22 protein-coding genes and 1 tRNA gene are annotated in these 23,357 nt (G+C 67.5%); 12 read left to right on the top strand and 11 right to left on the bottom strand.

The genetic code is table 11. From position 1 onward, the window contains the following. Positions 1-138: 138 nt before the first annotated feature. Complete coding sequence (locus EXE58_RS20120) at positions 139-327, top strand: hypothetical protein (RefSeq protein ID WP_244242229.1); 189 nt, start codon at positions 139-141, stop codon at positions 325-327. 11 nt (positions 328-338) lie between these two features. Here EXE58_RS20120 and EXE58_RS13705 read toward each other — a convergent pair whose 3' ends face one another. Beyond that, the gene (locus EXE58_RS13705) at positions 339-1,349 is read right to left on the bottom strand and encodes an AraC family transcriptional regulator (RefSeq protein WP_135268399.1); all 1,011 of its coding nucleotides are present in this window, start codon (positions 1,347-1,349) and stop codon (positions 339-341) included. A 125-nt stretch (positions 1,350-1,474) separates the two neighbouring features. On the opposite strand from EXE58_RS13705, the gene EXE58_RS13700 reads away from it, so the two are divergent. The 6 genes from EXE58_RS13700 (at position 1,475) to EXE58_RS13675 (ending at position 7,153) form a co-directional block, all read left to right on the top strand. Continuing rightward, positions 1,475-1,795: a 2Fe-2S iron-sulfur cluster-binding protein gene (locus EXE58_RS13700; protein WP_068111727.1), complete on the top strand. Its 321-nt coding sequence runs from the start codon at positions 1,475-1,477 to the stop codon at positions 1,793-1,795. Between the two features lie 50 nt (positions 1,796-1,845). Beyond that, positions 1,846-3,219 carry a cytochrome P450 gene (locus EXE58_RS13695; protein WP_244242228.1) on the top strand — a complete coding sequence of 458 codons (1,374 nt, stop codon included), beginning with the start codon at positions 1,846-1,848 and terminating at the stop codon, positions 3,217-3,219. Next, complete coding sequence (locus EXE58_RS13690) at positions 3,216-4,418, top strand: NAD(P)/FAD-dependent oxidoreductase (RefSeq protein WP_068111721.1); 1,203 nt, start codon at positions 3,216-3,218, stop codon at positions 4,416-4,418. The genes EXE58_RS13695 and EXE58_RS13690 overlap by 4 nt, the downstream gene beginning before the upstream one ends. 62 nt (positions 4,419-4,480) lie before the next feature. Next, positions 4,481-5,269 carry a lysophospholipid acyltransferase family protein gene (locus tag EXE58_RS13685; RefSeq protein ID WP_244242227.1) on the top strand — a complete coding sequence of 263 codons (789 nt, stop codon included), beginning with the start codon at positions 4,481-4,483 and terminating at the stop codon, positions 5,267-5,269. A gap of 41 nt (positions 5,270-5,310) precedes the next feature. Next, positions 5,311-5,922, top strand: a complete 612-nt coding sequence (locus EXE58_RS13680) for a TetR/AcrR family transcriptional regulator (RefSeq protein ID WP_135268398.1) — start codon at positions 5,311-5,313, stop codon at positions 5,920-5,922. Positions 5,923-6,055: 133 nt separating this feature from the next. After that, entirely contained in the window at positions 6,056-7,153 is a 1,098-nt protein-coding gene (locus EXE58_RS13675) for a BtrH N-terminal domain-containing protein (protein WP_135268397.1), read from the top strand. Positions 7,154-7,553: 400 nt separating this feature from the next. Here EXE58_RS13675 and EXE58_RS13670 read toward each other — a convergent pair whose 3' ends face one another. Further along, positions 7,554-8,039 carry a MarR family winged helix-turn-helix transcriptional regulator gene (locus EXE58_RS13670; RefSeq protein WP_135268396.1) on the bottom strand — a complete coding sequence of 162 codons (486 nt, stop codon included), beginning with the start codon at positions 8,037-8,039 and terminating at the stop codon, positions 7,554-7,556. Positions 8,040-8,219: 180 nt separating this feature from the next. Here EXE58_RS13670 and EXE58_RS13665 point away from each other — a divergent pair, with 180 nt between their 5' ends. The 3 genes from EXE58_RS13665 (at position 8,220) to EXE58_RS13655 (ending at position 12,708) form a co-directional block, all read left to right on the top strand. After that, entirely contained in the window at positions 8,220-8,822 is a 603-nt protein-coding gene (locus tag EXE58_RS13665) for a TetR/AcrR family transcriptional regulator (protein ID WP_135268395.1), read from the top strand. 31 nt (positions 8,823-8,853) lie between these two features. After that, positions 8,854-11,193 (top strand): MMPL family transporter, encoded by a 2,340-nt coding sequence (locus tag EXE58_RS13660; protein WP_135268394.1) that lies wholly within the window; start codon positions 8,854-8,856, stop codon positions 11,191-11,193. Positions 11,194-12,153: 960 nt separating this feature from the next. Next, a complete protein-coding gene (locus tag EXE58_RS13655; protein ID WP_068111705.1) occupies positions 12,154-12,708 on the top strand; it encodes a TetR/AcrR family transcriptional regulator in 555 nt (184 codons plus the stop codon). Between the two features lie 333 nt (positions 12,709-13,041). Here the strand turns inward: EXE58_RS13655 and EXE58_RS13650 are convergent, their stop codons facing one another. Next, positions 13,042-13,521: a PaaI family thioesterase gene (locus EXE58_RS13650; protein WP_244242542.1), complete on the bottom strand. Its 480-nt coding sequence runs from the start codon at positions 13,519-13,521 to the stop codon at positions 13,042-13,044. A 5-nt stretch (positions 13,522-13,526) separates the two neighbouring features. Then, positions 13,527-14,153, bottom strand: a complete 627-nt coding sequence (locus EXE58_RS13645) for a TetR/AcrR family transcriptional regulator (protein WP_135268391.1) — start codon at positions 14,151-14,153, stop codon at positions 13,527-13,529. A 229-nt stretch (positions 14,154-14,382) separates the two neighbouring features. On the opposite strand from EXE58_RS13645, the gene EXE58_RS13640 reads away from it, so the two are divergent. Together EXE58_RS13640 and EXE58_RS13635 are read left to right on the top strand one after the other, a co-directional pair. After that, positions 14,383-15,561, top strand: coding sequence for a cytochrome P450 (locus tag EXE58_RS13640; protein ID WP_068111696.1), 1,179 nt, complete (start codon positions 14,383-14,385; stop codon positions 15,559-15,561). Positions 15,562-15,921: 360 nt separating this feature from the next. Next, positions 15,922-16,461 carry a hypothetical protein gene (locus tag EXE58_RS13635; RefSeq protein WP_135268390.1) on the top strand — a complete coding sequence of 180 codons (540 nt, stop codon included), beginning with the start codon at positions 15,922-15,924 and terminating at the stop codon, positions 16,459-16,461. A 264-nt stretch (positions 16,462-16,725) separates the two neighbouring features. Here EXE58_RS13635 and EXE58_RS19750 read toward each other — a convergent pair whose 3' ends face one another. From EXE58_RS19750 to EXE58_RS13600, 7 genes are all read right to left on the bottom strand, one after another. Next, the gene (locus EXE58_RS19750; protein ID WP_208544014.1) at positions 16,726-16,923 is read right to left on the bottom strand and encodes a MerR family transcriptional regulator; all 198 of its coding nucleotides are present in this window, start codon (positions 16,921-16,923) and stop codon (positions 16,726-16,728) included. A gap of 246 nt (positions 16,924-17,169) precedes the next feature. Continuing rightward, positions 17,170-18,096: a tyrosine-type recombinase/integrase gene (locus EXE58_RS13625; protein ID WP_135268389.1), complete on the bottom strand. Its 927-nt coding sequence runs from the start codon at positions 18,094-18,096 to the stop codon at positions 17,170-17,172. A 167-nt stretch (positions 18,097-18,263) separates the two neighbouring features. Then, positions 18,264-18,340: transfer RNA gene (locus EXE58_RS13620), tRNA-Met, on the bottom strand. Between the two features lie 48 nt (positions 18,341-18,388). Next, positions 18,389-21,364, bottom strand: a complete 2,976-nt coding sequence (locus EXE58_RS13615; protein ID WP_244242226.1) for a UPF0182 family membrane protein — start codon at positions 21,362-21,364, stop codon at positions 18,389-18,391. Beyond that, positions 21,361-21,999 carry a PPA1309 family protein gene (locus tag EXE58_RS13610; RefSeq protein ID WP_208544013.1) on the bottom strand — a complete coding sequence of 213 codons (639 nt, stop codon included), beginning with the start codon at positions 21,997-21,999 and terminating at the stop codon, positions 21,361-21,363. The genes EXE58_RS13615 and EXE58_RS13610 overlap by 4 nt, the downstream gene beginning before the upstream one ends. Continuing rightward, positions 21,996-23,045 carry a YlbL family protein gene (locus EXE58_RS13605; RefSeq protein ID WP_135268388.1) on the bottom strand — a complete coding sequence of 350 codons (1,050 nt, stop codon included), beginning with the start codon at positions 23,043-23,045 and terminating at the stop codon, positions 21,996-21,998. Before EXE58_RS13605 ends, EXE58_RS13610 begins: the two co-directional genes overlap by 4 nt. A 26-nt stretch (positions 23,046-23,071) precedes the next feature. Next, positions 23,072-23,326, bottom strand: coding sequence for a hypothetical protein (locus EXE58_RS13600; protein ID WP_135268387.1), 255 nt, complete (start codon positions 23,324-23,326; stop codon positions 23,072-23,074). Positions 23,327-23,357: the final 31 nt, after the last annotated feature.

Below are 23,357 nucleotides of genomic sequence, written 5' to 3'. Positions count from 1 at the left end.
ACCTCGACGGGCGATGGATGAAGGCGACGCCGGCCTTCAATGTCGAGCTGTGCGAGCGCTTCGACGTGCCCCCGGTGGACTTCGACGGACAGAGCGACGCGCTCATGCACGCCTTCACCCTCCGACGGCACCCGGCACATGGAGTACGTGCGGGACCACGGCAGCTTCGACGACCTCCCGCTGGACCGGATCCAGACGGCCCTCGAGCAGACCTACGGCCGCACGGCCCCCGGCGTCGGGCTTGCCGACGACGCCTTCATTGGTCCTGGGAACGCCGGGGAGGCCGGCGAGCATGCACCCGTGGACCCGTCAGGAAGCTCGGACTGAGCACTCTCGCCTCAACGGACCTCGTGCTCACGTCGGAAGTGGCTCGGTGAGCTGCCGGTCCATTTCTTGAAGGCGTGCGAGAAGTTGGTGAGATCGCTGTAGCCGAGCTCGTTGGCGACCTCGCCGACCGACGTGGAGGGGTCGAGAAGCCGCTTCCTGGCGCGGTCGACCATCGACTGCTGCAGCAGCTCGCGGAAACTGGTCCCCTCAGCGGCGAGGCGCCGTTTCAGGGTGCTCGAGGACATCGAGAACTCGTCCGCGACGGACTGGATCGTCCTTGCCCCGGACCCGTCGTCGAGCAACGCCCAGACTCTGCGGGTGAACTCCGGGGTGTCGGCTCGGCGCGCGAGCGCCTGCTGGAGCTCGGTGACGGCGAGTTCGTAGGAGATCGGGTCGGGGAAGCGGCAGGGAGCCTGAAGCGTCCTCGCGGGCATGTGCAGGTAGGAGAAGGGGGCGTCGAACTCGAGCCGGGACCGGCTCGCGGCCTCTCGGGGTAGCACGCTCGGCTCCGGCCAGTGGCTGTGCATGGTTGCCTCCGAGGCCTCGACGACCACCAGGTCGATCAACCGTAGGAGTGCCAGTCCGCAGTAGGTGACGACCAGACAGTCGAGATCGGGGTCGCCTGCGTTCCCCGACAGCCGGATCGTCAGGTCGTCCTGCTGCGGTTGGAACTGCGTGGTGACCGCGTTGGTGATCAAGGGCAGATAGGTCAGCAGCTCCACGACTTCTTCGACGGTGCACGCGCTGACCAACGGGACACTCAACGGTCCGAAGGATGTGAGCTGCGCGTGTTCTGCGCAGGCGATCCCGAGCCGGGTGGCCTGCTCGATGTCGAGGTCGGGATAGACCTCGCGGAACCATCGCAGCGGTGCCTCGCCCTGGGTCCGGATGAGAGCCATCTCACCGGTTCCCTCGCGCACCATGATGACGCGAAAACGCTCGACGGCGTCCGCGTCGATCGCCGGACTGCTCAGCAGTTGCACGAAGGCCAGCGACGGGACGCCTGGCTCGTCTGTCCTCACAGGCAATCCTCACGTGATCCGAATTCACAACATACTGACACGATACGACATGGCTTTGCCGGGGACAGTCGACAACAATCATCATCGAAACGTCTATCCGGTAGGCAAAGGTAGGAGAATTGTCGATGGCAGTGGTCACCTTCATGTCGCACGATGGGGAGCAGCACGAGGCCCCGCTCGAGGAGGGCAGCTCGCTGATGCAGGTGGCGACGAACAACGCCATCCCGGGCATCGATGCCGACTGCGGCGGCGAGGCCGCATGCGGCACCTGCCACGTGATCGTTGATCGCGCCTGGGCCGACAAGGTCGGCCGGTCCGGTCCCGAGGAGGAGGAGATGCTGTCGATGAACCCCGAGCGACAGCCGACGTCTCGCCTGTCGTGCCAAGTCAAGGTCTGCAAATCGTGGGACGGCTTGACGGTGCAGTTGCCCGAGTTCCAGATGTAGCAGGAGGGTCAAGCCCGATGAAGTTCCCAGAAGTGAAGATCCCAGAATCAGTGAAAACGAAGGTGGAGTCCGCCATCCCCCTGGAGCGACAGATCCAGGGCGCGCGCCTCTACGACAAGGGCCGGCGTTGGGTCACCGGCGCGAACGGGCCGATGTTCGTCGAGGCCCGGATCCCGCCGGTCGAAGAGGTCCCCCTCGCCGAGATCGACCTCAGCAACCCGTTCCTCTACCGACAGGGGCGGTGGGCATCCTACTTCGAACGTCTGCGCAACGAGGCTCCGGTCCACTACCAGGCCCACAGTCCCTTCGGCCCGTTCTGGTCGGTGACGCGTCACGCCGACATCATGGCGGTGGACAAGAACCACGAGGTCTTCTCCGCCGAGCCTCTCATCGTCATCGGAACACCCCCGCGGTTCATGGACGTCGCGATGTTCATCGCCATGGACCCGCCCAAGCACGACATACAGCGGCGCGCCGTACAAGGTGTCGTCGCACCGAAGAACCTCCACGAGATGGAGGACCTCATTCGCGAGCGCGTCAGGGACGTCCTGGACAACCTGCCCGTCAACGAACCGTTCGACTGGGTGAGCACGGTGTCGATCGAGCTGACCGCCCGCATGCTGGCCACGCTGTTGGACTTCCCCTTCGAGGAGCGGCACAAGCTCGTCGAGTGGTCGGACCTGGCAACCTCGATGGAGCAGACCAACGGCGGCACGGCCACTACCGACAACGACGAGCTGTTCCGGGGCATGCTCGAGATGGCGCGAGGACTCACTGAACTCTGGCACGACAAGGCCGCCCGGCTCGCGGCCGGCGAAGAGCCCGGGTTCGACCTGGTCACGATGCTGCAGAGCGATGAGAGCACCAAGGACCTGATCAAGCGTCCGATGGAGTTCATCGGCAACTTTGTTCTGCTGATCGTGGGCGGCAACGACACCACACGCAACTCGATGAGCGGCGGAGTTCTTGCACTCAACCAGTTCCCCGACCAGTTCGAGAAGCTCAAGGCCAATCCGGACCTGATCCCGAACATGGTCTCGGAGATCATCCGCTGGCAGACGCCGCTCGCGTACATGCGGCGGATCGCGAAGACCGACACCATGCTGAACGGTCAGTTCATCCGCAAGGGCGACAAGGTGGTGATGTGGTACGCGTCCGGCAACCGCGACGAGACGGTGTTCGAGCGGCCGGACGAGCTGATCATCGACCGTCGCAACGCCCGCAACCACATCGCTTTCGGCTTCGGCGTGCATCGGTGCATGGGCAACCGGTTGGCCGAGCTGCAGCTGCGGATCCTCTGGGAGGAGCTGCTCCCGCGCTTCGAGAGGATCGATGTGGTCGGTGAGCCGCAGTACGTGCAGTCCAACTTTGTTCGCGGCATCAGCAAGCTGATGGTCGAGCTCACCCCCAAGGGCAGCGGATGAGCTCAGGGCGCGCGGTGGTGGTCGGCGCCAGCCATGCCGGGGTGCAGCTGGTCACCAGCCTCCGCCGAGAGGGTTGGTCGGGTGAGATCGTGCTGGTCGGTGACGAGTCGGCGCTGCCGTACCAAAGGCCTCCGTTGTCGAAGGCATATCTGGCCGGGAAGTGCTCGCTGAAGGAGCTGGCCATCCGGTCGGAGGACTTCTACGTCAAGCAGGACGTCGAGCGCGTGACTGCCAGCGTGCAGGAGATCGACCGGCCGGCGGGCGAGCTCGTGCTCGGCACCGGGGACCGCTTGTCCTATGACGCTCTTGCTCTGTGCACGGGAGCGCACCCCCGACGTCTCCGCGCCGAGGGTGCCGACCTCGACGGGGTGCACTACCTGCGTCAATCGTCGGGGGTGGAGCGGATCCGCGAGGACGCGATCCCCGGGCGCAACGCCGTCATCGTGGGTGGTGGGTACATCGGGCTGGAGACCGCCGCCTCGCTGCGCTCGTTGGGCCTCCACGTCACGGTCCTCGAGGCCGCAGACCGGGTCCTCGAGCGGGTCACTGCCCCTGAGGTGTCGGCCTTCTTCACACGGATCCACCAAGAAGAGGGCGTCGACGTGAGGACGAACGCCTCGGTAGAGGCCCTGGTCGGCGACACCCGCGTGCGAGAGGTGGTGCTGGCCAGTGGCGAGTCGGTCCAAGCGGACTTTGTGATCGTCGGAATCGGGATCGAGCCGACCACCGAACTCGCCGAGGCAGCCGGCCTGGTCGTGGACGACGGGATCCTCATCGACGCCCACGCCCGCACCAGTGACCCTGACATCGTGGCGGCCGGGGACTGTACGTCGCAGGACATCCCCCGCTACGGCCGACGAATCAGGCTGGAGTCGGTCCCGAGTGCAGTGGAGCAGGCCAAGGTGGCAGCGGCGACTATCTGTGGAAATGACAAGGAGGTGGCGGCGCTCCCGTGGTTCTGGTCGGACCAGTATGACCTCAAGCTCCAGATCGCGGGACTCAACACCGCCTATGACGACATCGTCATGAGTGGTGACCCGACCCGTGACCGCGACTTCACCTGCTACTACCTCCGGAAGGGCGAGCCGATAGCTGCTGACTGTGTCAACCGTCCCCGGGACTTCATGACCACCAAACGCATGCTCACCCAGGGGACTGCGGCCGACATGGCCGCCCTGACAGCGGAGGTGGCGGTGTGAGAAGCCGCAGTGACCGCTGGTCGTGGTCACCATCGAGCCATTGCCCGCCGAGGTGAGCAAGGATGGCTTGGAGGTCGACGGTCTGGACGGCGATGGGAGTCCTGCGTATCGTTCCGGACTTGCGTGACTCGGGTCGGTCCGCGGGCGCGAGAGGCGTCCCCAGAGACGCCCGCGGGCCTGCGTGGTGGCTGGCGTTGCTCGTCTGCAAACCGCTGCTGCTGCTGGGCAGGAGAGCGGACTGGCGCGGTACGGAGCGCCTGCCCGGGTCGGGAGGCGCGGTGCTGGCGGCCAACCATGTCTCCCAGGCCGACCCGCTGTTCCTGGGGGAGATGATCCTCGCCCAGGGCCGGACCCCCCGGTTCATGGCCAAGGCGAGCCTGTTTCAAAGTAGAGCAGTCGGCTGGTGGTTCCGGTCGGCCGGCCACGTCGAGGTCGATCGGTCCGACGGCCGGTCAGGGATCCGTGCCGCGGTCGAAGCCGTGGAGCGTGGCGCTCTTGTCGTGGTGTATCCGGAAGGATCGATCACAAAGCGACCGGATGGACGTCTGATGTCGCTCAGGTCGGGTGCTGTCCGCATCGCACTCGAGACGTCGGCTCCATTGATTCCCGTTGCTCAATGGGGCGTGCAGGCGATCGTGCCAGCCTACGAAGGGAGGGTGGTGCTGGGCCGCCGCCGTCGTCGGGTCACCCTGCTGGTCGGGGACCCGGTGCAACTCGAGGACCTCCGAGAGTTGCCGAGGGCGACGGCAGTCGCTGCAGGGGTGCAGAGGCTTCAGGACACCCTCGCCGTCATGGTCGACCAACTGGCCCACGAGCACGCTAGGAGCGTGCGGGCGTGTCCAGGTCAGTGACGCGAGTCGGTCGCGAGACACGAATCGCTAACCTCTCTGACATGCGGGGACCATCCATGCGCGAACGGTTCAGGGAGCACATGCGCGCCGCTGTCCTCGAGGCTGCCCACGACCTGATCGTCGACCGCGGCTGGGACCGGGTGCGCATGGGAGAGGTGGCGCATCGTGCCGGGGTGTCGCGAGCGGCGCTCTACAAGGAGTTCGGTGACAAGGCCGGCCTTGGAGAAGCCCTCGTGCTCCGCGAGGCCTCGCGCTTCCTGGAGGGCATCCAGAAGGCGCTGGAGGCACACATCGGCGATGCGAAACGCGGCATCGCAGCAGCCGTCGACTACACCTTGATCGAGGCCGAGCGCAGCCCCCTGCTCAAGGCAGTGCTCATCTCCAACCGAGACCTGGATGCGGGCAGTCAGCCGTCCACGGGGATGCTCCCGCTGCTCACGACATCCGCGCGGCTTCTCGACCTCGCCTCCGACACCCTAGCCGCATGGGTGGCGAAGAGTTACCCGAGTCTTCCCCCAGACGACGTCGTCGACGCGGCCGACACCATGGTGCGCCTGACGGTCAGTCATCTGGCGCTCCCCAAGTGGGACCGAACCGCGACGGCGCGCAAGATCTCCGACGTCGCCGTCCGGTTCCTGTCCCTCGAATCGTGACCTGCACCAGCCCTCACGACCGCCGTCGACCGCGAGCCCCTGCGTGCCTCAGCGAAATGTAGAGTCGCGGAACCCGCCGCGCCCGACCCACCGGCGTACGCACAGAGCGCTGCGAGCCCATCCAGGAGTTGCCATGTCAGCTGAGTTCCTGCCCCGACAGCCGGAGCCGCGGCGGATCCTGCTGGACTATCCCCACCGCGAGGCCGGTCATTGCGGTTCCGGAGCGCTGAGAGACCTCCTGGAGTGGGCCGGTCTCGGCTGGGAGGAGGTACCGAGCGAAGGTCTGGTCTTCGGGATGGGCGGCGGTCTGGGTTTCACCTATCTGCGCGTGCCGGCTCTCACCCCGCCCATCTACTTCGTCGGGCGTAGCAGCGACCTTGAGGTCGACCTTCTTTCGAGGCTCGGTGCAGAGGTCGACGTCCGTGGCACCGACGACCCCGTGACCGGTTGGGGCTGGGTCCGCAGGGAGCTCCAGCGAGGCCGTCCCGTGCTGATGTGGGCGGACATTGCTGAGCTGCCCTACCTCAATGTCCGCCTTCAGATGAGTCGGCATGACATCGTCGTGATCGGTTATGACGACGAGACGGAGAAGGCTTTTGTGGTGGACAACGACCGAGCCGAGGTGCAGGAAGTCTCCTACGAGGCTCTTGCGCGGGCGCGCGCGTCACGGTCGTTCCCCGTGCCCACGAGGCACACCACGTACTTCGTGAACTGGCCCCAGAGCCTGCCCGGTCTCCGTCCGACCGCGGCTTCGGCCCTCGTCGCCTCGGTCGAGAACATGCAAGCGCCGGTAACCGCGATTATCCCGGATACGTCGGCGCTGCCGCCGGATGCCGTTGCTGCTGCGGGGATCAGTGGAGTCGCGGTATTCGCCGAGGATGTCGACCGGTGGCCGGGGCTCATGCCCGAACCGGAACTAGACGTCGCGCTGCGTTCACTCCACGCCTTTGTGGAGAAGGCAGGGACCGGCGGCGGCCTGTTCCGCCGGTTGCAGGCACAGTTCTGTACCGACGTGGCTCGGCTAACGGGGTCCGCTGAGATGGCGAAGGCCGGAACCGCGCTCCTGCGCTGCGCGGACACGTGGTCGGCGCTGGCTGCGGCCGGCCGTAGCGACGCAGCGACGTTCGACCGCTGGCGACGGGTGAATGAGCTCATCGCGACGCTCCCCAGCGACGAAGACCATGCCATCTCTCAGATGCGCAAAGCGGCGGGCGAACTCAGCGATGGGTGACCAATCGTAGGCAAGTCAGCGAACGCCAGCACGCGAGCACCACCGCCGAGCTCGGGACTGCTGGCTCGGACGTTTGTCTGCTACACCGGCCTCCTGGTGACTCTCGTGCCTGCATCTCCGATGGTGGGTGTGCCCGAAACAGAGGCGTCTCCAACTTCTCGAACCGGCGAACGTGCGCGGCCCCACTTCGCCCTGATGGAGGCGGCTAAGGTCAGACCCTCGCAGGTCCTACGACGGGGCGCAGGGGAGATGCGGGCCCTCGCGTCAGTCCGTCGGTCGTAGTCGGATGGGCTCGGCCGTCGCCGCCCGTGCCAACAGCTGGCCACGCACCACCCGAGCGCGCTCGTCCCGATCGGCCGGCCGCAGGCGCCGGCTCCTCCCGCGTCCGTGCGTGCAAGTGTCAGGCCAACTCCGAGACAAGGTCAATGACATGACGCAGCAGCGGGACCGCGATCGACCGCTCCTCGGCGCTGAGCGATGCCCAGGCCACTGATAACCGGTCGGCGACCAGTCCGCGCTTAGATGCCAGGAGGTCCTCACCGCGTTCGGTGAGCGTGAGGACCCGCCGGCGCCGATCGTTCTCGGCTGCGATGCGACGCAGAAGCCCGGCGGCTTCTAGCGCGGCGGCCTGCTGGGTCACGGTCGGTTGGCTGAGCAACGTGTACTCCGAGATTGCGACGATGCCTTCCCGCCCGCAGGCCTGGACAGCATCCAGCAGTACCAGCTGCGGCACGGTGACGTCCTCGAAGAGGGGCTGCAGTCGGCCCCTGGTCCGCCGAGCGACCGCCAGTAGAGCCAGCACGGCGTCAGCGAACTGCGCGCCGTCAGCCAGCTGCGTGAGGTCCGCTACGCGTCCAGCGTCCGTCCCATCCCCCGCAGTGCCCATGCGCGCACTCCCATCCTTGGACGCCCACCTAATGCCACCCGCGGCGCCGGAGGGCGATGGTGAGCTGTTGCCGCCACGCTACCGACCGCGTCGGACTGTTGCGGTCCATGGCGCCCCGAAGCCACGGCTCTGCTCGGTGGGCAATGTTGCCCATTGGGCACGACAGGTCATACTGCGCACATGGATCGTGGACTGCGTGACCTCAAGCGAGAGGCGACGGGACAGACGCTGGCCGTGGCGGCGTTCGAGCTCACCCGAGAGCGTGGCCTGTTCGGTTTCGTCACCGCGGACGTGGTCGACCGAGCGGGCTACTCGCGACGTACCTTCGCGAACCACTTCTCCTGCAAGGAAGAGGCGGTCGCTTCGGTCGCGTTCGGCCGGGTCGACGACGTCAGCGAGATCCTGACCAGCCTCCCCGCAGACCTGCCCTTGCTCGACGCCCTGCTGGCCGTCATGAGGGAGCAGTTCACCGAAGACACGTTGCTGACGATGCGCGAGCTGATGACGATGGCGCGGCAGTACCCGACCCTGGAGCCCTACGTCCTGGGTGTTCAGCAGCGCATGCGTCATACCGCCCAGGAGCTCTTGGGGTCGGTGGCCGGGGAGCGATACCCCTCGATCTATGTGCCGCTGCTGTTCGGCGCGGTGTACGGCGCCGTGATGGCCGCCCTGGAGGGCACCCTCGACGTCCACCTCAGCGGCGAGAGCGACCTCAGCTCCGCCGCGATGGACTACAGCTCGTTTCTCGACCTGACCTTCGACTACCTACGCAACGGCCTCTAGAACCCCCTCGCCCTCAAGGAGCACCAGACCCATGTCCACCTTCCTGTACCGGCTCGGACGAACCGCCTTCGGCAAGCCGTGGCTGTTCATCTCGGGCTGGCTCGCGGTCCTCGCCGTGGTCGTCGGTGCGGTCGCTATCAACGGAGTCAGTGTCAGCTCCGAGATGAAGATCGAGGGCACCGAGGCACAGACCGTGCTCGACCGCGTAGCCGATGAGCTGCCTGCAGCCTCGGGAGGTCAGGCCAGCGTCGTCTTCACCGTCCCGGAGGGTGAACGACTCGACACCGCGGACCGCCTTTCGGTGATCACCAACACCGTCAACGACGTCTATGACCTCGACAAGGTCGTAAACCCCCTCGACCTTGCGCCGGGTGCGGCTGATCAAGGCGCTCCAGGCACTCCCAACGAGAATGCACCGGGCACTCCCCCGACGGGATCGGCGCAGGGGCAGACGCCTCCCTACCAGCCGCTGCTGGTGGACGGAGCACCTGTGCCCGGCGTGCTGGTGTCCTCCGACGGTCAGGTCGCGCTGTTCCAGTTCCAGTTCACGGTCGCCTCGACCTCCTTGACCGACGATGACGTCACCTCGGTGGTCGAGGTGGTGGAGCGCGCGGAGCACGGGACCGGGATCACCGTGCTCCCGAGCGACTCGCTCAAGGCCATCGAGATCCCGGTCGGCATCGGCGAGGTGATCGGTCTCGCCGTCGCCGCCCTGGTGCTGGTGCTCACCCTGGGCTCGCTGATCGCGGCCGGCCTTCCCCTGGTCACCGCGCTGGTCGGGGTCGGCATCGGCGTCGGCGGAGCGTACGCGCTCTCGACGGCCGTCGAGATGAACTCCGCCACCCCAGTGCTCGGTCTCATGGTGGGCCTCGCCGTCGGCATCGACTACGCGCTGTTCGTCGTCAACCGGCAGCGACGGCTCATCCTCGACCGCGGACTCACCGCGCAGGAGGCGGCCGGCAGAGCAGTCGGCACCGCGGGCAGTGCCGTCTTCTTCGCCGGCGTGACCGTCCTCATCGCACTGACCGCACTGACCGTGATCGGCATCGCCATGCTCTCCACGATGGCCCTGGTCGCGGCGTCCACGGTGGCCCTGGCCGTCCTCATCGCGCTGACCCTGCTGCCCGCACTGCTAGGGCTGGTCGGTGAGCGGATCTGCTCGGACAAGGCGCGAGCCCAACGCCGCGCCAAGGTCAAGGAGGAATCACACAGTGTCGCCGACCACTGGGTCAAAGGCGTGATCAGGTTCCGGTGGCCCGTCATAGTGGGTGTGGTCGCCATCCTGGGCGTGATGGCGATCCCCGCCGCCAGCATGAACCTGGGCATCCCCACCGGGGCCACCGCGAACCAGGACACCGCCGCCCGGCAGAGCTACGAGGCAGTCTCGCAAGGCTTCGGCGAGGGATTCAACGGTCCCCTACTCGTCACCGCAGAACCCACCGGCACCGCCGGCCGCGTCACACCCGAGCTGACCGCGAAACTGATCGCCGACCTCCAGGACCGAGACGACATCGTGCTGGCCGCCCCGGTCGGCGTCAATGAAGCCGGCGACCTGGCCGTGTTCAGCGTCATCCCCACTTCCGGCCCGAGCGACGAGGCCACCAGCGACCTGGTGACTTCGCTGCGCGAGCCCGACAACGCGATCGCCGGCGACAATGAGGTACAGCTGGGCGTAACTGGGTTCACCGCCATCGGCATCGACATGTCCGACAAGCTCGCCGACGTCCTTCCGCTCTACCTCGGCATCATCATCGCGCTTTCCGTGCTGATCCTGATGCTGGTCTTCCGCTCGGTAGTCGTCCCGATCAAGGCCACAGCCGGCTTCCTGCTCAGCATCCTGGCCACCTTCGGTGCCACCACTGCCGTCTTCCAGTGGGGCTGGCTCAGCAGCCTCTTCGGGTTCGACACCGGGGGGCCGCTGATGAGTTTCATGCCGATCATCGTCACCGGCATCCTCTATGGACTGGCCATGGACTACGAGGTCTTCCTGGTCTCCTCAATGCGCGAGGCACACATCCACGGTGAGGGAGCACGGCAGAGCGTCGTCCACGGGTTCGACCAAGCCAGCCGGGTCGTCGTCGCAGCCGCCATCATCATGGTCGCGGTCTTCTCCGGCTTCATCTTCAGCCACGACATCATGATCAAGCAGATCGGCTTTGCCCTCGCCGCTGGCATCCTTATCGACGCCTTCGTCGTCCGGCTGACGCTCGTCCCGGCGCTCATGGCCGTCTTCAACGAGCGAGCATGGTGGCTGCCCCGCTGGCTCGACCGCGTGCTGCCAGACCTCGACATCGAGGGGGACAAACTGCTCACGATGCTCAACGAGGAGGCTGAGGCCCCGGGTCGTCAACACCTCGAGGTCCGCAACTGAAGTAGGCGAAGCTTCCAGAGTCGAACGTCGGGCGATGTTTCAGGAGCCGCTCCAGACCTACGGCGTCTGCCAGCCTCTCTGAACGTGGGCGGCCATCGGCCCTTTGGCTCGACAGTCAGCCTGGACCGCTCCGCGAGTCACACAAGCGCAGCTCCGTTAGTCCCAGCTCGCTGCGCGGAAAGCGCTCAACGTCGCTGCTGGGGTTGATGGAGTTGCTTGGTGGCCGCCATCGCCGGGCCCCCGGACGGGGTGTCTGGGCCCGCCCATCAGCGATGAGTTAGCGAACGGCTGACCGAGGGCGTCCGGCGCGATGGAGGTTGGCTTACCGCCGGGGCGCGCCTGGGCGCCTCCACGTGCGAAACCGCGCGGGACGAGAAGGAACATCGTGGGGGCAGGCTGGACCGCGTTCGCGCAGGTACTCCTCGAGGTCGCCCAGCCCTCGGGCGATATCCCTGCGCAGCTTGCGTTCGGCAACGAACCGGAGGCGCGGAGGCGGATGCTCGCGAACCCACGCGGTGTACATGAACTGGCCCATGCACCAGCATGACCCGAACGCGATGCTGCCAGCCACCAGCGTCCACAACACGACTGCCAACGCATCCCACAACGCGCTTCCCAGCTGTTGCCATGCCGGCCCGTACGGATCTCCGTACCTCACTTCGTTCACCTCCACCCCTGGCGGCGAGCCGGGCCTCACGATCACCCCAGCCACAGTGGCACAGCCCACGGTACGCCGAAATACATAGGAGGAACAGGGTAGATTCGGGAAGCGCGCTATCGAGCCTTGTCAGCGTCGATTCGGCTCCGCGGGCGATCCCCGGGACGGAGAGGCGACGCCAGCATCCACACTGAGCACGGAGTGAGTTGTGTATGGAGCAACCTTCTGGCCGAACAATGACCCCCGGGACGGCAACGCCCAGGCTCAGCCCGGGAGGTTCAGGACGCCGACCGGGGCACAGCGTGACACGCGAGCAGATAGCTCGGGCCGCTCGCGAGCAGTTCGCCGCCGGCGGCTACGACCGCGTGACCATGAGGTCAATCGCGGCACAGGCAGGCGTCGATGCCGCCCTGGTGGCATACTTCTTCGGCTCGAAACGGGAGCTCTTCGACGAGGTGACCGTCCTCTCTTTCGATTCGGCCGCGTTGAGGGCTCAGCTCCTCGACGGCGACTCCAGGGACGTCGGCGAGCGCCTAGCCAGGTGCCTGATCGAAGCCCTCGATGAAGCAGGCCGGCGGCAGCGCATCCTCGCAATCATCCGCACCGCCGGGGTCGAAGCCGACACTGCCCGCATGATTCGGGACAAGTTCACGACGGGGGTGCTGGAACCGATCGTGTCCCAGCTCGGAGCCGGGCAGGCACCACTGCGCGCCGTGCTCGTCATGTCGCAGATCCTGGGCATTGCCGTGGCTCGCCACGTCGTCGGACTCGAAGATCTGACCTCGGCAAGCCAAGACGAGCTGGTGGCCGCGTTTGCTCCTACGTTGCAGCGCTACCTGGTCGGCAACATCTCCTGACACGGCGTCCGTCTGCCCGCGGACACTCGGCCCTATCTTCGACCCGCGTCGGCTTGCAGCCTCCCCACCGCCACCCGTGGGTCGCGGCGCCTGCGCAGGCGTCCCCGGCTATGGCGCAAGAGACAGAGCAGGATTCCCCCTCGGCTAGCGGTATGGGTGCTACATGCAACAAAAAGCGGAGGGCGAGCTGGTCTCGGTGGAGACAATCGAGCAGGAGCTGACGTTGTTGGTGCGTGGCGCCCAGAAGGTGCACTTGCGCGGTGGGATCGAGCGGCCCCCACGAGCGCGGCTCGGAACCCTCTGGTCCGGAAGAACGGCGCCGGACTGTCTGCGTCAGATTGGCAAGCCCTGGTTGAAGTGGGTCACGTCCACAGAAAGGAAGAGGGCCGAGGCGGAGGCGACACGTGACCCTCCGAGCTGCTTCATGTCGGCTTCCATGAAGAGCTTGCGCCCTTCTGTGCGGACGACCCTGGCCGCGAGGTCGTAGGTAGTGCCGAGGATGACCGGTGAGTCGTAGAGCACCTCCAGCTTCCGGGTCACCGCAGGACCGCCCGTGAGGTAGAGCAGGAACCCGAAGAGGTCGTCGAAGACGGTTGCTACGGCACCACCGTGGGCGATCCCGGGTGCGCCGACATGACGTTCATCGAAGACGTGGGTCGCGTGCACCTCCTCTCCTCGACGATTGACGGTGAGGTGGTGGCCGTGCGGGTTGTCGGGTCCACAGGCGAGGCAGTGGGTGTGGTGCGGCGGAAGCTGAGCACCATCAGCGTGCAGCCGGAACTTCTCGTTCCAGCTGGCGAGGAGCTCCTCCATGCTGCTCACAGCGCTTCACCCCGCCGCTGAACGCGACTGGCAGGTGTCGCGAGACCGTCGAGGACCAGCTCGCTGACCGCGGCAGAGAAACGCGATGCGTCGGCGGATGGGTCGGCGGACGGCCCCTCGACGGCCGCGCTGAGGCCAGCGACGGTGATGGCACCGAAGACGCTCAAGGCCACGGCGCCCGGATCGGCGACCTGGCGCAGCGACCCGTCGGAGACACCCTCAGCCAATAGTTGCTCGATCGGTTCGTAGAAGGCAGTCCGCAGTGCCGCCGCCAACTCGGGCAGCCGGGTCGCGCGTCCAAGGTCGCCGACCAGTGCCCGACACAAGGACGGGTGCTCGAGCATCACGCCCAGCTGCGCCAGCACAGCCGCCTCCAGTCGGGTCCGAGCATTCTCCTCACTCGCTACCGCAACCCCGACCGCCCCGGCGATCATGTCCAACAGGTCGCCGAGGAGAAACTCCAGCACGGCATTCTTGCCGTCGAGGTGATAGTAGATCGTGGCCTTGGGGATGCCCGTGGCCTCAGCGATGTCTTCGATCTTGGTGCCGTCCAGACCGCGCTCCGCGATCAGCTCCGCCGCCCCGTAGAGCTGACTGGCCAACTTCGCCGGAAGCTTCCTCATCCCCCACGTCTCCGTTCGGGTGCCGTCGATCTCGGTGAGGTCGCGGGTCTCGACCTACGCGACATCGTATGTTGTACTCACAATACAAACCAAGAGTTCGGAAGATGACGCGGCCAACCGAGCGACGTTCGGTGGGCGGCACGCTCGTCGCCCCCGCCCACTGTCCGTACTCGACATCGATCACAGCCGAGGGCCGCGGATGAAGGATCGACCGCGAAGGAGATGTCTGATGAGCGATCAGCCACTGACCTACAGCCCGTTCGACGCCGAGGTGATAGCTGACCCCTATCCCGTCTACCGAGAGCTGCGGGCCAACTCCCCGGCCCACTGGTCGCGCGAGGCCAACTCGTGGGTACTCAGCCGGTACGACGACGTCTCCGCCGCCCTGGCCGACCCGGCGACGTACTCCTCAGCGTCGGGCATCTTCCCAACCCCACCCGGGGTCGACATGACGGAACTGTTCCTGCCGATGCTCATCATGAGCGATCCACCCCGGCACACCCAGCTGCGCCAGATCGTCAGTCGAGCCTTCACCCCGCGTCGCATCGCAGCGCTCGAGCCGCACATCGAGACCTTGGTCAAGGACCTCCTCGACCAAACTCCGGAGGCAGGCAATTGGGAGTTCGTCTCCGGGTTCGCCGGCCCGCTTCCCGCCATCGTCATCGCGGACATGCTCGGCGTTCCGCGTGACGACCGTGATCAGTTCCGGGCATGGTCCACCACGCTGATCCAGTCGAATCCTGTCCGAGGAGAGTTCGGCGCCGGGCTGGATGCCGCCGCCGCGCTCTACGAGTACTTCACAGCCTTCCTCGCCGAGCGACGCGCGCACCCTCAAGACGACCTCATGACGGCACTCGTCCAGGCCGAAGTCGACGGCGAGTACCTCAGCGAAGAAGAGCTGCTCGGGTTCTGCCTGCTGCTGCTCGTCGCCGGGCACGAGACCACCACCAACCTACTCTCCAACAGCGCCGTGGTGCTCGCCCAGCACCCCGATGTCCGACAGCAGCTGGCGGACGACCCAGAACTCGTGCCGGCCGCGGTCGAGGAACTACTTCGCTTCGACTCACCCGTCCAGGGCCTCGCGCGAACCCTCACCGCGCCGGTGGAGCTGCACGGGGAAAGCATGCAGACCGGTGACACGGTGCTGCTTCTCTTCGGTTCGGCCAACCGCGACGATCACGCCTTTCCCCACGCAGACCGCTTCGACGTCAACCGGCACCCCGAACGACAGGTTGCCTTCGGACGCGGCATCCACTTCTGCCTCGGCGCATCCTTGGCCCGCCTCGAAGCACGCATCGCTCTCCAGACACTGCTGACTCGCCGTCCTGACTGGGACGTCGACCTCGACGCGGCCGTCAGGCTCCACTCCGGCCCGATCCGGGGCTACATCTCGCTGCCCATGCAGTAGACGCCCAACGCGGAACGGACGACATACGAGACGATCCGCGATCGACCCGCACCGTGTCCTCGACACCGAGGACGTCGCAGACGCTCCGCTGGCTCCTGGCACGGGTCGTCCACCGCAGAGCGGAGCCAAGCACCTACGGCGACCTCCAAGACTGGGAGGGCACGGTCATCGAGGGCTGCGGCATGCCGTCGAGACGCTCCGGGAATGCTGTGGTCACGACCCTGTGCGAACGTCAACTTCGCCGCCGTTTCGTCACGGTCTGGTCGACCACTCCGCCGGTCCGCACACGCGCGAGTGCAGACTCCTGTCCCGGTCCGAGAACGTCCGCTGACCAGTAGCCGCGCGGGTACCCTGAGACGCATGCCCTACCGTCGCTGGACCCGGCTCGGGATAGTCGCCGTGGCCAGCCACCTCGGCTACGAGCTAGCCGTCGGGGTCGGGGTGCCGGGTGCCCCGCGGATCGGCGTGCGGCCCGCCGTCGCGGGGTACGCCCTGGCGACCGCCGGCGCCTACCGGACCGCCGGTCGTCTCCCTGGCCCGCGCGGAGACCGTAGGTTCGCGGCCGCGAACGGGCTGTTCGCGGCCGCGGTGATCTCGCACTATGCGAGCTGGCCGCGGGCGACCTGGCACGGACTCCCCTGGCTGGTGGAGTGCGAGGGGATCGAGGGCGTGTTGATCGTTCCCTACAACATGGTGCTCCAGGTGTCGGCCGTGGCCGTCGTGGGCGGACTGGTCGAGAACCTCAGCGCCTGGCCGTGGGCGCTCGCGGCCGGCCTCGTCGCCGTACCGGCACTGCGCTGGCTGACACCGCGCGAGTACGACCGTCTGCTGGCGCAAGCGGCCGCCCAGCCGGGCTGGTGGAACCGGCGGCTGGCAATCCGGATGCGAAGCGGCAGCTAAGAAGGCATGGGCACCGACAGACACCAAGCAGTCACGGACGGCACGGTTCATGAGCTCACGCGTACGGGCACGCTTCTGCGGGTCGAGGCCGGGTCGGCTCGCGACGAGGTTGGGAAGACCTGGTCGAGGATCTAGTCCATCCCCTCCGCCTGGACGAGCCCGTCTCGGCCAATGCCCATCAGCGAGTCCCGGAGATGCTCGGGTAGAGCACGTCTGCGTCGCAGAGGACGACGAACAGCACCGTCAAGCACGCCCTTCTCCTGGTCAGTCCGTCGGCGGCGTCGCGGGGCGGCCCCTGTTCATCACGGCCATGTAGACCATCAGGGGCTGGCCTTGATCCGGGTGCTTGCCGACCTTGCGGTACTCGTGGTCGCCGGCGGCGAGCAGACCGATGAGGCAGGGCCGGCTGACGTTGAGGAGCTCTGCGGCCTGCTGGGTGGCGAGCTCGACGTGCGCCAGCACAACAAGCGTCTCCTTGGGGTCGCGGCCGGGAGGAGTCGGATGACGCTGTCGGGGTGGGTGGCGAGGTCGTCCTTGACGTGCGGCGCGGCGCGACGGCGGCGCTGCCGGGGTTGGACGGGACGAGTGGCCAATGCGGTCATGGTGCTTCTTTTCTCGAGGCGGGCACGAATTCGCAATACTCGAAGCAAACGGAGCGTTTCAATCTTCGGGTGGGTCTTCTTCCGCTCTCCCGAGGCTCCAACGCGTTCACAGGTTCCCGAGGTCGGGACGCCGGGCTTCGGCGGCGGCGCGTTCGCTGGCGTTGGCGCGGGTGTAGCGGATGAGCATCTCGACGCGGGTCCAGCCGGCCATGGCCATCAGGCCGGACTCGGAGCCGCCGGCGGCCAGCCAGCGGTGGGCCGCGGTGTGGCGCAGTCGGTGGGGTCGGAACCCGGTGATGCCGGCTCGTTCGGCGCGTCGGCGCAGGGAGCGGTAGAGGGCGTCGGCGGCGAGCCCGCAGCGACGTTCGCCGAGCCAGAGTTCTTCGCGATCGGCATGGGGCTGGGTGGTGCGAACGGCGAGGTAGGTGCGGATCGCGGTAGCTGTGGCCTGGCCGATGGGGATGACGCGGCCGCGGCCGCCCTTGCCGCGCCGGATCGTGACGAGGCCAGTCGCGAGGTCGAGGTCGCCCGCGGTGAGGGCGATGACCTCGCTGAGCCGGATCCCGGTCTCGGCCATCAGCCGGATGATTGCCTCGTCGCGGGCGTGCCGTAGCGGACGCGCCGTCGCGGGAACGTCGGCGGCCTCCGGCTGGCAGGTCTGCAGGAGCGCGCGGACCTGGGCGACAGTGAGCGGGTCGACCACGGGCTGGTCCAGCTTGGGCGAGGTCATGCCCTGGAACGGGGCACCATCCAGGTGCCCGACTGCGAGAAGCCAGGCAGCGTAGCGGCGCACGGCCTGTTGCCGGATCCGCGCCGTGCTGGGCGACCGACCGGCATCCAGCATGGTCGTGATCCAGGTCTGCAGGCTGGTGCGTCGCATCGGCGGCAGGTCCTGGGTCTCGGTCCAGGTCAGGTAGCGGCCGACGGCGTCGAGGTAGAGGGCGATCGTCTTGGGGCTCTTGCGCTCGGAGGTGAGCGCGAGGCGCCACTCGGGCAGGGGGTCGCGGGCGGTGGTGGTAGTGAGGTCAGTCATGGCGACAACCGACCAGCGGGCCGTCAGCGTCACGCGCTCAGCAAAGGCCGACGACTACGACGCGAAGCGGGGACGTGGTTGGTCCGGATAACTCAGCCGTTTCTGGACACTTGATCAAATCTCTAAATGCTTTCAGGCTCGGAATCCGTAGATTCCGAGCCTGAATTTGGTAGCGGGGGCAGGATTTGAACCTGCGACCTCTGGGTTATGAGCCCAGCGAGCTACCGAGCTGCTCCACCCCGCGTCGGTGAGAGGAACCTTACAGGGATGGAACGAGGGACCCAAATCGAGGTCAGCGACCCGAGATCTCGATGGCCTCCTCGATCAGCCGGCGGGCCTCCTCGGTGAGGCGGGCCCACTTGACGGTGTTGCCGTTTCGCTGCGCCTCCTCGGCTTCGTCGAACGCCGCGTCTGCTCGCTCGAGCAGCTCCCGGATCCGGGCCTGGGTGCCTTCGGGGAGCTCGGGTGCCTCGGTCGGTTCCTCGGTCGCGCCCTCGGACGGCTCCTCGGTGGGCTCCTCGGCGGGCTCCTCGCCCGTCTCGGGGCTCGGCTCCTGCGCCTCGGCGTCGTCGGGCGATGCGCCAAGTGAGTCGGCGATGGCGTCGCGCAGGGTCGTGCCGATCCCGACGTTGCCGTTGTAGGAGACGAGCACGAACCGCAGGATCGGGTAGCTCGACTCCCCCGCCCGCTTGGTGTAGAGCGGCTGGACGTACATGAAGCTGTCCTGGACGGGCAGCGTCAGCAGGTTGCCGAACACCGGCTTGGAGTCGCCGTTGGTCGTGAACGAGACCAGCTCGGCGCGCACTTCCTCGTCGTTGCTGAGTGCGTTGGCGATCAGTCGCGGACCGTCGGTGCGCTCGTTGGGCAGCTCGAGCACGGAGATCTTGCCGTAGTTCTCCTCGTCGGTGGCGTCGCTGTTGACCGCCATGTAGGCGGCGAGGTTGTCCTTCTCGCGAGGCACGTAGACCGAGGTGAGGGACCACGTCTCGCCCTCACCGACGTCGGTGAAGAGGCGGTAGGGCGGCTGGAGCCGGTCGACGGCCTGCGGGTCCTTGGGCACCTCGAGCCGCGTGGAGCCCTTGAACCAGTCCTGGGCGTCGGTCTCGTGGTAGCGCTGGTACTGGTAGCGCTGGGCCTTGAACATGTCCTCGGGATAGCGCAGGTGGGGCTTGAGCGACTCGGGGATCTCGTCACGGGACTTGATCACGCCGGGGAACACGCCGTCCCAGGCCTTGAGGATCGGGTCGGTGTCGTCCCACGCGTAGAGCGTCACGGTGCCGTCGTAGGCGTCGACGGTCGCCTTGACCGAGTTGCGCAGGTAGTTGATCTCGTCGGTGGGGAGCGTCTGGAAGCCGTTGTTGTCCTGCAGGGAGTCCTCGGTCATCGTCTCCAGGGACTCGCGCTGCGAGAGCGGGTAGCGGTCGGTGACGGTGTAGCCGTCGAGGATCCACTGGATCCGACCGTCGATCACCGCCGGGTAGGGGTCGGAGTCGACCGTCAGCCACGGCGCGACCTTCTCCACCATCGTGCGCGGGTTGCGGTCGTAGAGGATGCGGGAGTTCTCGTGGACGCGCCCCGAGAGCAGCAGGTTGGGCTCGCCGAACTTCACGGCGTAGAGGAGCTGCTCGGGGAGGCTGCCGATCTCGACACCGCCGGTGCCGTCGTAGGTCATCTCCTCGCTCTCCTCGGCACTGTCTCCCTTGGGCAGGTCGAGCTCGACCGGGTCACCGCCCTCGGGCTGGCCGACGATGCTGTAGCTCGGGCTGAGCTCACCGAAGTAGACGCGCGTCTCGTAGCCGTCGGGAGTGAGCTCGGTGAGGTCGCTCTCGTCGGCCTCCTGGCCCTCGGCCCACTCCACGCCGCTGCGCGACTGGCTGCTGTTGTCCTTGGGGCGCTGGTTGGCGTAGGCCGCGATCACGCCGTTGCCGTGGGTGTAGACGGTGTGCAGGTTGGACCAGTTCTGGTCACCCTCGGCCAGGCCGCTCTGGTCGAGCTCGCGCACCCCGAGGACCACCGCCCGGTCGCGGCCGTCGATCTCGTAGCGGTCCACGTCGAGCACGTCGCGGACCGAGTAGAAGGCGCGCACCTGCTGCTGCTGCTCGAAGATCTCGCTCACGACCTTGGGGTCCACCAGCGGCACGCTGTCGGTCATGCCGTCGAGGCTGGACAGCCGACCACCTCCCGAGATGGCCTCCCCAGACACGTCGGCGCGCTCGATCGTGTCGAGCTGGTAGGCCTGGCGCGTGGCGTCGATGTTGGCCTTGATGTAGGGCCCCTCGCGGTCTGGCACGTTGGGGTTGACCTGCACCCCCTGGACGACGCCGGGCACGATGAGGCCGAGCACGATCGCCGAGAGCGCGAACAGCGCCACGCCCAGCGAGGGCAGCAGCCACGTGCGGCGCCAGATGTTGGCGAGGAACAGCAGTGCGCACACGATCGCGATGCCGGCGAGGATCTCCTTGGCCGGCAGCACGGCCTTGTCGTCGGTGTATCCCATGCCGGTGAAGATGCTGCCGCTGGAGACGACGAGGTCGTAGCGGTCCAACCAGTAGTCGACCGCCTTGGCGATCACGAAGACGGCCAGCAGCACCGAGAGCTGGACGGCTGCCGCGCTGCTCAGCCGGTCGCCCGGCCGTGCCGAGAGTCGGATGCCGCCGAACAGGTAGTTGACCAGCAGCGTCGCCATGAGGCCGATGACTGCGAGCGCCATGACGTAGTCGGTGAGGTAGTGCCACCAGGGAAGCTCGAAGACGTAGAAGCCGGCGTCCTTCTCGAAGTAGGGGTCATTCGTGCCGAACGGCTGGCTGTTGCGCCACAGCGAGTAGCTGCGCCACTGCCCCGAGGCCGAGGCCCCGGCGAAGAGGCCCATCAGGATCGAGATGCCCGCGACCATCCAGCCGACCCTGGGCGCGATGACCTGGCGGTAGCGGTCCAGGCCGTCGTCGGCCATCCCCGGCATCGCCGGCCACAGGACCGGCCGGAACCGATAGGCGAGGGCGATGGTGACCGCGACGGTGGCGGCCATCACGCCGCCGAAGACGAGGAACAGACCGATCCGCGTCCACAGCAGCGTCGAGAAGACCCCGCTGTAGCCGACCGAGGCGAACCAGAGCCGCTCGGTCCAGAAGCTCGCGAACGCGCTGAGCAGCATGAACATGGCCACCAGGACGCCGGCGGTGATGACCAGGCTGCGTGACCTGCGCGAGGGCGCTGCTGCCGGACGCGCTGCGGGCCTCGGCCGCTGGAAGTCGCCGCTCATGTCACTCATTCGGTGCCCTCGGATTCGTCGGTCGACCCGCCTGGCTCGTCTGCGAGGGGGACCTGCTCCAGTGTGGCGTGCAGCAGGTGAAGCAGGCCCGGGACCAGGTCGGTCCCGTCGACGACGGACTGCTCGTCGTCGTGGGCCCGCAGGCGCAGGGCGCAGTAGGCCGCGCCGGCGCGCGTCGCGCCCGCCACGATGCGCACCTCCTGGCGCTGGGGGTGCTCGCGGGCGAACTTCTCGGCCTCGGCCGGGTCCTCGGGGATCTGCGCGTCCGCATCGGGCGGGAGCACCAGCCTCTCCACCACGGCGGCACACCCTGCGACGCTGGGCGGCCACACGATGGACTCCAGCGCCTCCTCGAGCTGCTGGCCGGGCGGGAGGCCGTCCTGCTCGATCGGGGTGAACGAACCCTCGTCGCCAGGGCCGTCGATCTCCATCATCGCGGCGAGCGCGGGCTCCTGCTCGACGAGCGCCGCAGTCTCGACCAGGGCGTAGAGGCGGGCCGGCTGGTCCCAGCCCTCGCGCCCGACGTGGGACTCGATCTCGAGCACGGCCGACGCCAGGGCGGGGTCGGCCGGTAGGTCCGTGGGCACGTCGGCGGGTGGGAGACCCTCGTGCTGGTCTTCGAAGGGAGGGTTCACGCGGGGTCCTCACAGGTCGGCAGGGAGGCGTCGGGGTCCTCGACCCATGCCTCGATGGACTGGACGGCGTCGTGCATGGTGGTGGCTCGGACCAAGCGCATGTCCTCGGAGTCGACGCCTGCGACGCCGTCGCAGTTGCCGGCCGGCACGAGGAACAGCTCGGCACCCACGTCGCGGGAGGCCGCGATCTTCTGCTGGATGCCGCCGATGGGACCGACCTCGCCGTCGCGGGTGACGGTGCCGGTGCCGGCGATGCTGTGGCCGCCGGTGAGCGAGCCGGGAGTCAGGGTGTCGTAGACGGCGAGCGCCATCATGAGCCCGGCGCTGGGGCCGCCGATGCTGTCGCCGATGTCGACACGCACGTCGAAGGGGAAGGTGAACCCCGACCCCGGGGTGATGCCGACCCTCTTGTCGCCGTCGAACTCGCGCGGGGTGACCTCCACGCTCACCTCGTCCCCGTCACGTCGTACGACGAACTCCAGCGGCTCGCCGACCGGCGCGGCGTCGACCGCCTCGACCACGTCCTGCGGCTCCGAGATGGGCCGACCCCCCACCTCCAGCAGCACATCGCGCACCTCGAGGCGCCCGTCGGCCGGGAGGTCCTCGCTCACGTCGAGCACCTCGACGACCTCGTCGACGTCGTAGCCGAGCTCGGTCAGCGCCGTCGCGACGGCAGAGTCCTGGGAGGAGACCATCTGCACCGTGCTCATCCGCTCGCTGCTCTCGTCGGTCTCGTCGGGTGCGTAGACCGCGGAACGCGGGTAGACCGCCTCGTCAGGGTCGACGTAGGCCTTGAGCAGCTCGAGCAGGGTGACCGACTCCTGCGGGTCGTCGACGTAGATCGTGGTGAGCCGGAGCTCGCCGTCGTCGTGGTAGGCCTTGTGGCCGGAGACCTGGACCTTCTCCTTCCCCTCGGTCGCGGAGAGGATGTCGACGGTCGGGCCGGGGCTGTAGGTGACGTAGGGCAGGGCGGTGAACGCCGCCACCGCCCACAGCACAGCCAGCAGGCACGCGGCGATGAGGCCCGCCCGGGTCCGCTGACTCATGGCGTCACTCTCTCAAACGCCGACAACTACGAGACGCGACGGGTGCTGTCCGAGACGTCCCGCTGGGTGGGGCGTACGGCGATGCCGGTGCTGCGGTCCCGCACCCGCTCGGGAGCGACGTGGCGCCGGGGGGTGTGATCCTTGGCCAGGGCCCTGCCCAGCCGTTCGGCGGCCACGTCCCGGTCGACCTCGCCACGCCCCTCGCGCCCGACCCATCCGGCCCAGGTCATGGCAGCGACCAGCACGACCAGCGACGGCACGAGCCAGAGCAGGATCTCCACGCGGCAAGACTAGGCAGTCGCGCCCCCGAAA

The organism is Nocardioides seonyuensis (assembly GCF_004683965.1).
Taxonomy (GTDB): Bacteria; Actinomycetota; Actinomycetes; order Propionibacteriales; family Nocardioidaceae; genus Nocardioides; species Nocardioides seonyuensis.
This window is presented reverse-complemented; position numbering and strand designations above follow the sequence as displayed.

Coding starts and splice junctions, on each gene's coding strand:
- EXE58_RS20120 (WP_244242229.1), top strand. CDS start 139: ATGGAGTACGTGCGGGACCACGGCAGCTTCGACGACCTCCCGCTGGAC.
- EXE58_RS13700 (WP_068111727.1), top strand. CDS start 1,475: ATGGCAGTGGTCACCTTCATGTCGCACGATGGGGAGCAGCACGAGGCC.
- EXE58_RS13690 (WP_068111721.1), top strand. CDS start 3,216: ATGAGCTCAGGGCGCGCGGTGGTGGTCGGCGCCAGCCATGCCGGGGTG.
- EXE58_RS13685 (WP_244242227.1), top strand. CDS start 4,481: ATGGCTTGGAGGTCGACGGTCTGGACGGCGATGGGAGTCCTGCGTATC.
- EXE58_RS13680 (WP_135268398.1), top strand. CDS start 5,311: ATGCGGGGACCATCCATGCGCGAACGGTTCAGGGAGCACATGCGCGCC.
- EXE58_RS13675 (WP_135268397.1), top strand. CDS start 6,056: ATGTCAGCTGAGTTCCTGCCCCGACAGCCGGAGCCGCGGCGGATCCTG.
- EXE58_RS13670 (WP_135268396.1), bottom strand. CDS start 8,039: ATGGGCACTGCGGGGGATGGGACGGACGCTGGACGCGTAGCGGACCTC.
- EXE58_RS13665 (WP_135268395.1), top strand. CDS start 8,220: ATGGATCGTGGACTGCGTGACCTCAAGCGAGAGGCGACGGGACAGACG.
- EXE58_RS13660 (WP_135268394.1), top strand. CDS start 8,854: ATGTCCACCTTCCTGTACCGGCTCGGACGAACCGCCTTCGGCAAGCCG.
- EXE58_RS13650 (WP_244242542.1), bottom strand. CDS start 13,521: ATGGAGGAGCTCCTCGCCAGCTGGAACGAGAAGTTCCGGCTGCACGCT.
- EXE58_RS13645 (WP_135268391.1), bottom strand. CDS start 14,153: ATGAGGAAGCTTCCGGCGAAGTTGGCCAGTCAGCTCTACGGGGCGGCG.
- EXE58_RS13640 (WP_068111696.1), top strand. CDS start 14,383: ATGAGCGATCAGCCACTGACCTACAGCCCGTTCGACGCCGAGGTGATA.
- EXE58_RS13635 (WP_135268390.1), top strand. CDS start 15,922: ATGCCCTACCGTCGCTGGACCCGGCTCGGGATAGTCGCCGTGGCCAGC.
- EXE58_RS13625 (WP_135268389.1), bottom strand. CDS start 18,096: ATGACTGACCTCACTACCACCACCGCCCGCGACCCCCTGCCCGAGTGG.
- EXE58_RS13615 (WP_244242226.1), bottom strand. CDS start 21,364: ATGAGTGACATGAGCGGCGACTTCCAGCGGCCGAGGCCCGCAGCGCGT.
- EXE58_RS13605 (WP_135268388.1), bottom strand. CDS start 23,045: ATGAGTCAGCGGACCCGGGCGGGCCTCATCGCCGCGTGCCTGCTGGCT.